11 protein-coding genes are annotated in these 12,564 nt (G+C 31.3%); all 11 read right to left on the reverse strand.

The features are described from left to right. Nucleotides 1-8: 8 nt before the first annotated feature. On the reverse strand, nt 9-1,502 hold the full coding sequence (locus tag KYJ26_RS00355) for a hypothetical protein (RefSeq protein WP_219165405.1): 1,494 nt from the start codon (nt 1,500-1,502) through the stop codon (nt 9-11). Between the two features lie 67 nt (nt 1,503-1,569). Continuing rightward, the gene (locus tag KYJ26_RS00360; RefSeq protein ID WP_219165406.1) at nt 1,570-2,508 is read right to left on the reverse strand and encodes a glycosyltransferase; all 939 of its coding nucleotides are present in this window, start codon (nt 2,506-2,508) and stop codon (nt 1,570-1,572) included. A gap of 78 nt (nt 2,509-2,586) precedes the next feature. After that, nucleotides 2,587-3,837, reverse strand: coding sequence for an O-antigen polymerase (locus KYJ26_RS00365; protein ID WP_219165407.1), 1,251 nt, complete (start codon nt 3,835-3,837; stop codon nt 2,587-2,589). A gap of 71 nt (nt 3,838-3,908) precedes the next feature. Further along, nucleotides 3,909-5,120, reverse strand: coding sequence for a glycosyltransferase (locus tag KYJ26_RS00370; RefSeq protein WP_219165408.1), 1,212 nt, complete (start codon nt 5,118-5,120; stop codon nt 3,909-3,911). Beyond that, nucleotides 5,117-6,247, reverse strand: coding sequence for a non-hydrolyzing UDP-N-acetylglucosamine 2-epimerase (gene wecB / locus KYJ26_RS00375; protein ID WP_219165409.1), 1,131 nt, complete (start codon nt 6,245-6,247; stop codon nt 5,117-5,119). Before wecB ends, KYJ26_RS00370 begins: the two co-directional genes overlap by 4 nt. A gap of 3 nt (nt 6,248-6,250) precedes the next feature. Then, the gene (locus KYJ26_RS00380) at nt 6,251-7,360 is read right to left on the reverse strand and encodes a capsular polysaccharide biosynthesis protein CapF (protein WP_219165410.1); all 1,110 of its coding nucleotides are present in this window, start codon (nt 7,358-7,360) and stop codon (nt 6,251-6,253) included. Nucleotides 7,361-7,373: 13 nt separating this feature from the next. Next, entirely contained in the window at nt 7,374-8,411 is a 1,038-nt protein-coding gene (locus KYJ26_RS00385) for a polysaccharide biosynthesis protein (protein WP_219165411.1), read from the reverse strand. A gap of 14 nt (nt 8,412-8,425) precedes the next feature. Beyond that, nucleotides 8,426-9,625, reverse strand: coding sequence for a glycosyltransferase family 4 protein (locus tag KYJ26_RS00390; RefSeq protein WP_219165412.1), 1,200 nt, complete (start codon nt 9,623-9,625; stop codon nt 8,426-8,428). Between the two features lie 53 nt (nt 9,626-9,678). Beyond that, nucleotides 9,679-10,404 (reverse strand): GNAT family N-acetyltransferase, encoded by a 726-nt coding sequence (locus tag KYJ26_RS00395; RefSeq protein ID WP_219165413.1) that lies wholly within the window; start codon nt 10,402-10,404, stop codon nt 9,679-9,681. A gap of 11 nt (nt 10,405-10,415) precedes the next feature. Then, entirely contained in the window at nt 10,416-11,036 is a 621-nt protein-coding gene (locus KYJ26_RS00400) for a sugar transferase (RefSeq protein ID WP_219165414.1), read from the reverse strand. A 15-nt stretch (nt 11,037-11,051) separates the two neighbouring features. Further along, nucleotides 11,052-12,269, reverse strand: coding sequence for a DegT/DnrJ/EryC1/StrS family aminotransferase (locus tag KYJ26_RS00405; RefSeq protein ID WP_219165415.1), 1,218 nt, complete (start codon nt 12,267-12,269; stop codon nt 11,052-11,054). Between the last annotated feature and the right edge of the window lie 295 nt (nt 12,270-12,564).

A 12,564-nucleotide genomic window follows, 5' to 3' on the forward strand; every position in this document is an offset into this window, starting at 1 on the left:
AACTTCTTCTAACCCCTCAGGGATTTATAGATCCTCTTAACATAGTTGTAAACTCCCATTTTCTTTACGCTAATTATTATTAACTTTTTTATATTCATTTTTATATTTCTTACTGTCCTCTTAATAGAACTTTCCAGCTTTAATAAAGCTAAATTTAGTTTACTCTTTTTTTTCATTATATTTTCAATTAGTTTAACATCTACTTGATCCTTATACTCAAATCTATTTTTTTTAAACTCCAGTATGACATCTAACGTTGTAAATTTTAAATCACTGAAATAAAAATAGTTTTGTGGATTTAAAACAAGATTATCCAATGTCTGATTGTAATATTTTACGAAATCGTGATGATTATGAAAGTAATCGTCCTCTAATACTTTATACTCCTTTGATATAGTCAGAAAGTCAATATCTTCAACATCCCTCAAGCCGTATAATGCCATAGTACTACTCGAATCAATAGTAAACTCTTCTAACGGAAGGTTATATTCAATCAACTTAGCTTTAAGTTTATCTATAAAGTGATTAAACTGCACATAATGGTTAGGTTTCCCATTATTCAAAAATTGTACGGAGTTTTCATTTAATAAAAGATTTACCATTTGTACAACTTCTTCTTTAGTATCGGTAATATGAATCGAGTGATTGCCTATATTAAAAATATCCCTAATTTTCTTCTTTAGGTTTAAAACATCCTCAAAACTTATATTTTCTATAACATAAGCTGTTAGTATCTCATTTTTGTCATAACAAGCATCCCTTTTATTCTTAGCTCCTTCAAAATTATTCTTAATATTGCCAATCCAACCTTGTCCTGAATAGATTTGGAACATCAAATTATGAAGGCCATCATAACCTACTTTTATTTTCTTTTTATATATAACCTCACACGAATTATTTATAAGAGCATCTAGCTCTTTTCTTTTATCTTTGTCCTTTGCTTTAGGCCAAACACATGCAACAAATTGATTCCCCTTTAATTTACAATATTCATTTACTAAGTAGTCAATATATCTCTCATCAAGTAACCTTTCTTTGAAATATTTTACATCATATGTCGCACTCAAATTGTTAAAACGAATAATTGGAACTTTTAATTTATAATAGGCTGCGATCGCAACACGGTGAGCCCCATCTAAAATGGCGTTATTGTAACCTACAGGAATAACAGATTTATCTTTATTTATTCCATTATTTTTAATATTATCTATTAGATTATCAAAAGTTTTAATATATTTTTCTATAGTATTTTTTTCTGAATTACCAGGTTCTGAAAAGCTCCCTAAAGAAAATGCTTCTATATGTGCAGCATACAATTCCTTGATAAAGGACAAATCATATCCCTTATCTTTAAACTCTACATATTTTATTTTAGCGACAAGGTCAATTCTTTCTTTAACTAGTAAATCACAAGCATCAACAATTTCTATGCTATAACATTTATTTAAATCAATATTATTTATCCTGCAAAAATAGCTTGATAGTAACTTTTCTATATCCATAATATCCTCCATTTGCTTTTGATCAAAATGAGAATAATTAAAGCAAGAACTTTTATAATAAAATACTTTAATGTTTTTTCCCCTCATAATTTAACAATAATTTATACTTAAGAACATCTAGCATTATCATTAAACATTTGATGTTTGTAAAAGCAGATTTTATTAATAAGTAAATTCCACTTAAAAATTTCTTATTATAAATTTTCTCTAACCCATTTCCAAAAACGTGGTATGCCTTATTAAATTTATCCCTATATTGGACGCTATAATAATTATTTTCCTTTAAATATTTTTCAATACTAGTTATTATAGATTCATCATTTATCTCATTTTTCCTATAAGCAATTTTTAAATATTTACTTATTAACAGTTGTTTACATAAATCCTTCCTTGATATGCTATCCATCCTAATTCTGTAATAAATTAGGTATTCATTTAATATTCCTAGTTTATATCCATTTTGTATCATTCTTAGCCATAAATCATAATCCTCCGCTGACGGCACATCTCTATATCCATGTAAATTTTCAAGAACTTCTTTCTTAATTAATACACTGGGATGTGTTATAAAACAATTATACGGTAAAATTTTTTTTACATTTTCCGGATTCATTGCAAATAACGGTTTTTTACTAATAACTTTGCCATTTTCATCTATTTCGATTTTATTAGTAGCCACTAAATCATAATCTTTCTCCTCTATATAATTCAATTGCTTTTCCAAACGATCTGGAAAGGAAATATCATCAGCATCCATTCTAGCAACGTATCTCCCCTTAGCAATACTTATGCCTTTATTTAAACTAGGAGCTAAACCAATATTAATTTCATTAATTATGACCTTGACCCTACGATCAACTCTTTCATATTCCTTCAAAATATCTAAAATGGAAGAGTTATCAGGATTATCTAAAACTATTATAAACTCTAAATTCTTATACGTTTGGTTTAGAATTGAATCTATAGAAGCTCTTAAGTCAGATTCTTTTTCGTTATAAGTACTCATAATTACACTTATCACTTTATTCATATCATTTAACAATAGTTGACTATTTCAGACAAGTTCCTTTGACAACTATTGGATTCACTCCCCTTGGTTAAAACTGGTATTTTTCGTCTTTTTTGTAAAAATAATTATAAAAAATATTGTCACCGCAGCTGCTGGGAACAATAACCTATAAGTGAATGTGGAACGTAGTAAGACACTGATTACAAATATATATAAACCAAATAGCCTCATACTTCCGAATTTAATAAAGCTTTTTTCAATAAAACTTGTAAATCCGGAAAGGAAACATGCACCTATAACTACTCCAAAAAACCCTAAATCTTTAATAAATGGATATAGAATTGTTGTATTTGCATTAGTCATTAAAGTAGGAGATATATACCTAGGAATAGAAGTTATACTGGTTATAATATAATCTGATCCATTATATTCAATGCCGAATATTACTGAAAATACCATTAAAAATAGATTGACAATAAAACCAAACGTAGCGGTGCCCCATAAGAATTGTTCATCATTAACTTCATTCAAAATGACACTTAAATGATTAAATCCACTAGTAAAATATTGAACAATACTTTCTATAAAGCTAATATCTCCCCAAGACCTAGAAACTGTTAGTCCAAAAAGAGCAATGACTAAAGTTAAGACTAACTTCTTATTCATCTTTACTTTTTTAAATCCACCGTTTAATGATTTGTAAATAATGAATGCAGCAAAATAAAACAAAACTACATTGAAGGGAAGTTCTCTACCGCCAAACAATAATGTATACATACAAATATCAATAATTGCAATAATAGATAATTTATAATTATACTTTTTGGTAACTAAAGTAATTACAAAAAGTATTGCTGTTACAGTAAATATAGAGTTTACAAAAATTTGGAGTATCAGTAATTCAGAGGTAGTTCCCAATCCCATTTCAGAGTTAAAAGCGTATAATCTTAAAACTTTAAAGCCACCTCTATTTAAAATTATATCGAGGGATTCTAATAAAAATTTTAAAGAATATATCCATGCAATTAGATTAAAAACTACTATTAATTTTAAGTTTATACCACCAGAAATTAAGAATGGCTTCTTTGTAATTTTTAACCTATTCCATGAAAAGTAACTTATATTAAAAATTAAAATGAGTGTAATTGAATAGAATTGAACTAAATCTGAAGGTTTATAAATTCCAAATAATCCGATTGATGCAATACTTGCTGCAATACACCATATAGAACTAAAGAGTACGTTAGGCTTTAGAATCGAATTATAAAGGGTTTTTGTAACTATTAAGATATTAACTAAAATAACTAAGTAAAGAATGGAATACATATCCTAAAGCTCCTATTAATGGCTCAAACTCAACCAATTGAAATATAGTCTATTAGCTTTTAACTTAGAGACTAAGATATTGATTCATTATTATACAAATTAATATATTTATTAAAATTAATTTCTTTATTGTAATATTGATGAGATCTCTCAACACACATTTTGGAGAATTTCTTCTTTCCTGTATCTTTAATTTTTAAAATTGCATTCCAAAGACTACTCGTATCTCCTTTTGGAATAATAAAACCTGTATTGGTATCAACAATCTCACCACTTCCTCCTGTTTCAAAAGTTATAACAGGCGTTCCACAGGCCAATGATTCTATATTTGTAGTAGGGAAATTGTCTTCTAAGGTTGGGTTTACAAAAACATCAGCCGTTGAATAAATTTCTGCTAATTCTTTGGTACTATTTGTTCGTTTTATACCTATAATGTTATTAGGTAGATTGTTTATCTGACTCTCATCAAGACCTACTAAAACGATTTTTTCATCATTGCTAAGGGTATTTGACATCTCTAAAAAATATTTATAACCTTTTCTTGTCTCCCAATCGCTTGCAACACCTAATATAATGAACTTACCTTCCAAGTTATATTTAATTCTAAAATTACTTTTAGTTGGTTTAAAAATATCCAAATCTATCCCATTGTTTATTACTTTCACAGGATATTCTTTTAGGAATGATTTTTTAACTAATTCTGCAAGCCATTTTGATGGGGTAACAATAGTTAAATTTTTTACACCTGTAAACGCTATTCTCTTTCTTTTAAAATTACTCCTAGAACTATTGAACAGCATACTTGATGGATAGCTTCTCTTTTGAATACATCTATGATTTCCCTCTATTCTCCAACAGTCACAACCTGTAAATTCAAAATATGTGCAATGGCCTGTAAAAGGCCAACAGTCATGTAATGTCCATATTATTGGCTTTCCAATTTGCTTTAAATATTCGAATAAGATTTCAACGTTGATATAATAACCATGAATATTATGCAAATGAATTAAATCGGGATTTAATTCATTTACCTCAGCAATAAATTTCTTAGTTGCTCTTTTAGAGCCAAAACCGTGTTTGTCAAAAATTCTTGTTTTAGCAACATGAATATAATTATCATACTTATTTCCTATTCTTATAGCAGTATCACAATTAATCGCATTGCCTCTTCCATAGGCTATATAGCTTTCGTGACCTTGTTCATTTAAGATTGCATGTATATCAGTTGCTATTCTTCCTGTACTTCCTATTCCACATACTGAATTTATCTGTAATACTTTCACTGAGTTATCCCCCAGACAACTCTATTCACATAATCAGTATATGATAATATTATTCTAAGAACCTTATCGGATACATTAGGCATGCTATAATCGTTAACAAGATTTAACGTGTCATTTTCTTGTGTTTCTAATATTTTCAATCCTTGTAAGACCCTCTCTTTCCTTAAGCCAACCATCATAACTGCTGCTTCTTCCATTGCCTCTGGTCTTTCATGTGCTTGTCTAATATTAAGTGCTCTAAACCCAAGAATTGAAGATTCCTCACTAATTGTTCCGCTATCACTTAAAACTGCTTTCGCCTTAATTTGGAGTTTAACATAATCATTAAACCCTAAAGGCTTCATAATTTTCACTAAAGGATTGAACTCAACGCCTTTATTCTCAATCATTTTTCTAGTCCTTGGATGAGTACTCACAATTACAGGCATATTATATTTTTCCGCAATCGCATTTATACTATCAACCAAATCAAGGAAATTCACTTCTGCGTTAATATTTTCCTCTCTATGGGCTGATACTACAAAATAATTACCTTCTTTTAAGTCTAATCTTTCTAATACATCTGAATTCTCAATGTCAGCTTTTCTAGAGTTAAGAACTTCAAACATAGGGCTTCCAGTTTTAATAATTCGATCAGAAGGAAAACCTTCTCTAAGAAGATATTCTCTAGCTATATCACTGTAAGTTAGGTTAATATCAGCTGTATGATCAACTATTTTACGATTTGTCTCTTCTGGTACCCTTTGGTCAAAACATCTATTACCTGCTTCCATATGAAAAATTGGAATATGCCTTCTTTTAGCTGCAATTGCAGTTAAACAACTGTTTGTATCACCCAGGACCAAGAAGGCATCTGGTTTTACCTCTTCAAAAATCGGATCTATTTTAACCAAAATATTACCGATAGTTTCTACTGCTGTTCCTGTAGCGGCATTCAAAAAATAATCTGGCTTTCTTAAATTAAAATCTTTAAAGAACACTTCGTTCAATTCATAATCATAATTTTGCCCTGTATGGACAAGTGTATGTTCAATTGCATTTGATTCCTCTAGTTTATTTATTACAGCTGATAATCTTATAATCTCAGGTCTAGTTCCAACAACCGTCATGACTTTTAATTTCTTCATTATTTATACCTCCACGAAATAAGTGTCCGGCTTTTCTGGGTCAAAACATTCATTTGCCCACATTACTGTTACGAGATCACTCTCTCCTACGTTTACAATTGAGTGCGTATAGCCAATGGGAATATCCACAACTTGTAACTTTTTCCCACTAACTCTATATTCAATAATTTCTTTAGAATCTATCTTTCTAAAGCGAATTAAACCTTCTCCACTAACAACTAAAAATTTCTCGTTTTTAGTATGATGCCAATGGTTTCCTTTTGTAATTCCAGGTTTTGAAACATTTACAGATACCTGCCCTCTTTCAGGTGTTCTCATAAATTCTGTAAAAGAGCCTCTATGATCGCAATTCATTTTAAGATCATATGAGAATTGGCCTTCAGGTAAAAAGCTTAAATAAGTGCTATAAAGTTTCTTAGTTAATGCATCTTCCATATTAGGAATATCTAAATTTGTTCTACTTTCTTTGAAACTTTTTATAAGGCTAGCCAATTCTCCGAGTTTAATATTATGTGTCACTGGCACAACACAGAAATCATTTTGTGTTGTGGGGGTTCCCTCAATAGCCCTTATAAACTCATCTAATACATCATCTATATAACAAAGATTTAGTTCTACATCTGGATTGTTTATTTGAATATCTAAGCCTCTTGCTATATTATGACAAAATGTAGCTACTACAGTATTATAGTTAGGTTTGCTCCATTTACCAAATAGGTTTGATAGTCGATATATATAAACTTTCGTATCAGTTTCAAAATAATAATTGAATAATAAATCTTCCCCAGCCTTTTTACTTCTTCCATAAGGATTGTCCTTTTCTGCTTGAATAGAAGAAGTAAGAAGAACAGGAGCTTTATTATTATGTTTCTTTAAAAGTTCTAGCAATTGAGAGGTGAAATCAAAATTACCTTTCATAAATTCATTTTCATCTTGAGGCCTGTTTATCCCCGCTAAATGAAAGACAAAATCACATTCTTTTGTATATTTTTCAAGTAGTGAATATTCACTTTCTCTAGTAAACTCAAATATTTCGTTATATCCCCTATTTTTTAGCTCCGCGATAAGGTTTTTTCCTACAAAGCCTTTTGCACCAGTTACAAGAATTTTCATAATTAGCACCACCTTAGCTCATTACATGAACTTTTTTATTCCATTCTTTTAGCTCATTCTTCACATAATCTAATTCAAGTAGTTTTTCTTTGATCTGCTCAACTGTAAGAATTTCTGTATTGTCAGAATTATATTCCTCTACAGTAGTAAGTTTTTGATCACCTTCAGCAAAATATTTATCATAGTTAAGATCTCTTTGATCAGCAGGAACCCTATAAAAACCAGGTAAATCTTCTGCCTTTACATATTCTTCTTTTGTAAGAAGTGTTTCATAGCGTTTTTCGCCATGACGAGTTCCAATAATTTTTATTTCATTGTCTGCATTAAAGATCTCCTTTACTGCTTGAGCAAGGTCACCAATTGTACTAGCCGGAGATTTTTGAACCATAATATCTCCCGCCTCGGCATTTTCAAATGCAAAAACAACTAATTCGACTGCTTCTTCTAAACTCATTAAGAACCTTGTCATATTAGGATCTGTAACAGTTAAAGGATCTCCATTTTTAATCTGTTCAATAAATAATGGAATGACTGACCCACGGGATGCCATTACATTGCCATATCTCGTACCACATATAAGTGTTCTTTCCGGTGATACTGTTTTTGATTTTGCAACAAAAACCTTTTCCATCATTGCTTTTGAAATTCCCATTGCATTGATAGGGTATGCTGCTTTATCGGTTGATAGACAAATTACCTTTTTAACTTCATAATCAATAGCAGCTGTTAGTACATTGTCAGTCCCTATAATATTCGTTTTTACTGCTTCTAAAGGGAAGAATTCGCAAGATGGTACTTGCTTGAGTGCAGCAGCATGGAAAATATAATCAACCCCATGCATTGCGTTTTTCACACTTGCTATATCCCTTACATCTCCTATATAAAACTTTAATTTATCATCTTTATATAATTTACGCATATCATCTTGCTTTTTTTCATCACGAGAGAAAATTCTAATCTCTTTTATTTCACTATCTAAGAATCTTTCCATAACAGCATTACCGAATGAACCGGTTCCTCCAGTAATTAATAATGTTTTATCTTTAAACATGATCTCTACCTCACTCACTTTTTGAAATGACTCTCTAAAATCTGAACCGAACGATTTACATTAAAGTTATCTTCTAAATACTTACGACCATTGGTCCCCATCAAATTCAATCGTTTTGACATGGACATCTCCTTAGCCTTATTAATAAGGGCATTTACATCTCCTGACCAAACCCACTCACCACAGTCAGCCTCTTCAATTAGCTCTTTTAAATCAGTAACTTTATCTGTAGCTGCAAGTACTGGCTTGGCATACTCCAAATACGACAGGATGCGAGATGGATAATTTGGTATAGAGAATCGTGGATCTAATACAATCAGTCCAACATCACATTCCTTTGTTATCTGTTCATACTCAGTTCTTGGTAGGTTTTCAATCACAAGAGCATTGTTAATATCCTTTTCCTTTATTGTCTGCTCTAATTTATGTCTATCAGTTCCTCTACCAATAAAAAGAAAGAACATGTCTTGTTCATTCTTGCAACCATCAATAACCTTACATAAAAAATCAATATACTGTGGTCTACCCATATTTCCACCAAACAAAAAAACACACGACTCTTTAGGAATACCAAACTGCTCTCTCATCGGTAATTCACTAACCTTTATACTATTTGTCATTTTTTTAGTATTAGGGAATATTTCAACCTTTGAAGAATTAATCCACGAGTTATGTTTTATTACGTATTGCAAATTAGCATTAGACATACACCCGATGTAATCAGCGGTTTGTAACAATTTCTTTTCCTTTGATTTAAAAAATTGATGAAACAAACCATTTTGCTTTATAATTTCTAAATCTACAGCATTTTGAGGGAATATATCTTTAAGCATTAGATATGCCGGACAATTGAATTGTTTTTTCGCCCATGCTACCAAACCTGCATTGGTCACTGGTGGAGATTCAAATAAAATGAAGTCAAATTCTCTTTTTCCTAAAAACTTTTTTATACCATGTCTCATAAGTAATGGTATTTTTAAAGTTGTTATACCTTTTTCTATAAAACCTACATCGTAGTAGTTTCCAGTTACAATACGTAGGACATCAAAACCTCGTTCTTTCTTCATTTCAGTATGTTGTTTATTTCTAGCTTGTTCCGATACAGCTACTGTTATTTCATGACCAGCTTCATATAATGCCTCTGCTAAATCTGTATAAATAGTAGCCCCCTTATCTGGCTCTGGAAAAGAAGTCGCAATGTATAGTACTCTCAAAAATATCTCTCCTCATTTTCTGCCGGACACTTTATATAATTAGTAAATATAATCTATAAATTCCACAAATGATAAACTTGGTGGCAGCCTACCTGTTTACATCCAACTTTATGGTAAAAGTTAATTGCGCCCAAGTTTCGTACTTGGGTACCAACCTTAATCTCGTTAATACCTTGTTGATGTGCTTCATATTCTACTGCCTTAAATAGGCTAGTACCAATGCCACCTTTAGTTTCTTTCTGGGACACAGCAATTAGCTCAATTACACATGTACTATCTGCATATGAAAATAATAAAAAACCATTAATATTGCCCATTTCATCTTTAGATAGTGCATAAAACTTATCAGTCTTTCCAAAAGAATTAATAACCCATTGATGATAGACCTGATCTCCACCTCGTTTTGCTAATTCAGGGTCCTCTGTAAATTTCGAGAACTGGAAATCTGCTATTCCAATGACTTGATCATTCTTTTCTAGTGCTTGGTGTATTGTTACGTTCTTTGGTTTTCCATCTAAACCTAATAGTTTTTTCTCAAATTGTATATTTATATCTGCCAAAAAAGCTGAGGTATCTTTCCCAATTAACTGTGCATTTATGGGTTCAGAATTCATATTCATGATTGAAATAAACTGATAATCTTTAAACCTAGTTTTTAATTCAAGCCATTTATTTAATGTAAGAGGTTTATGCAGAGTAGATTTAGCACTAGCAACACCAAAAAAGTCTGTATCCCACTTCAATTCATTAAAGGTCGCTACATCTTCTATGTTTTTCATAAGAAATCCCCCTACATTCCTACACCTTTATTTTTATTTGACTTTTCAGTAACAAAAACATCTTCTCGTTTCAAAACTGATATAGCTGTTTTGAAAAATATCTTAATATCGAGACACCAAGACAGGTGATCAATATAGTAAATATCATTTTGAATTCTTTCTTTCCAAGGCACAGTGTTTCTAAAGTAGGCCTGATTATATCCCGTAACACCAGGCTTAATTTCAAGCTTTCTTTCCTCGTTACCTTCATATAGTTCACGATGTTCTGGTAAATCAGGTCTAGGACCAATAATACTCATATCACCCTTAATAATATTTAAGAGCTGTGGTGTTTCATCAAGACTTGTCTTACGAATAAACTTCCCGATCCTAGTTAATCTAGGGTCGTCTTCTGCATTAAAAGTTGATCCATCATCATTTCTTAGATCAGGAGCATTCATTTTCATGGAACGGAATTTATACATTTTATATACTTTTCCATTTTTACCTAGTCGTGGTGCATTATAAAAAATTGAGCCTTTGTCTTGAAAGTAAATAATTGACCCTACAATAACTAAAATAATGAACCAAAATGGTAGGGCTATTAAAGCTAGTATTAAATCAAATACTCTTTTAAAGAAATACTTATACATGCTGTTCCCCCCACCTTAGACTTCATTTAGTGCTCCTTTTAAATTTTCAATAACGTACTCCACATCCTCATCAGTCAATAAAGTATGAAGCGGAAGTGTAATTTCATTAACGTACTGACCAAATGCATTTGGGTAATCCTTAATATTAAATCCTAAATTCTTATAAGCAGTAAACATTGGCAATGGCTTATAATGGACGTTACAAGCAACACCCACTTCAGCCATCTTAACGATTATTTCATTTCTCTGTTCTTCACTGATCCCAGGAATCCTAACCAAATAAAGATGTCCAGACGAAGCAAAGTCCTCACCATAATGCTGTAACCCTTGGATACCTAATGGTAAAAGCGCTCTATCATACATTTGAATTATTTCTCTACGTCTTTCTAGTAAACCGTCATATCTATTAAGCTGTATTAATCCAAAACCAGCCATAATATCAGTCATATTACACTTATAGGCAGGATAAACAATATCATACTCCCACGCACCTTTTTGTGTTTTGGCAAGTGCATCTTTAGATTGGCCATGTAGACTATATAGCATAAATTGTTTATAGAGCCACTCATCATCCAAACCCCAGTTACCACGCCATACAACAGCTCCACCTTCAGCTGTTGTCAGATTTTTTACTGCATGGAAAGAGAAGCAAGTAAAATCTGCTACTTGACCACACTTCATTCCATTTCTATTAGCCCCAAATGCATGAGCAGCATCAGTCATTACAACTACTCTATTAAATAATTCTTGAAGTTCATTGTTGGCCTTAAATAAATTTTTCTTACTTTCTACTATTTCGTATATTGTATCGTAATCACACATTTTCCCAGCAATATCAACTGGAATAATCACTTTTGTCTTCTCTGTAATAGCATCAGCCAATTTAGAATAATCCATTTCAAATGAATCTGGAGCAGTGTCCACTAAAACAATTTTCGCTCCAACATGATCTATTATTGAGGCGGATGCTGTATAGGTATAAGCGGAAGTAATGACTTCATCACCAGGTCCTACCCCTAAAATACGAAGAGTAAGTTCCATTGCTGCTGTTGCGGAATTTAAGCAGACAGCTTTATTTACACCGACATATTCTGCAATTCTTTTTTCAAACTCTTTAGTTCTAGGTCCAGTAGTGATCCACCCAGATTTCATTGCCTTTATAACTTCTTCAATCTCCGCATCTGTTACATCAGGTGGAGAAAATGGGATATTTCTTAATTCAGTATCTATCATTTTATTTTCCTCGCTTTATTTAAGTTTTATATTTAAAGCTTATGAGTTGTATTTAGTTTGCTAAGACTTAATTGGAATCTGTGAATTTCTCTTTCCAACCAACTACTAACATACTAAATTATCTACCTCTGATAGCCACCTCGTAATATCTATTCAATCAACCAACCAAATACGAAATAGATATTCTTGCATTTTTCACCCTGTACCGAGTTTCTTCCTAATTATATATTCCATTCAATCAATCTATAAATCTCACTAAAATCCCCTCAAACCCTTATCCCACAAGTCTTTCAGT

Source organism: Rossellomorea orangium (assembly GCF_019334305.1).
Taxonomy (GTDB): domain Bacteria; phylum Bacillota; class Bacilli; order Bacillales; family Bacillaceae_B; genus Rossellomorea.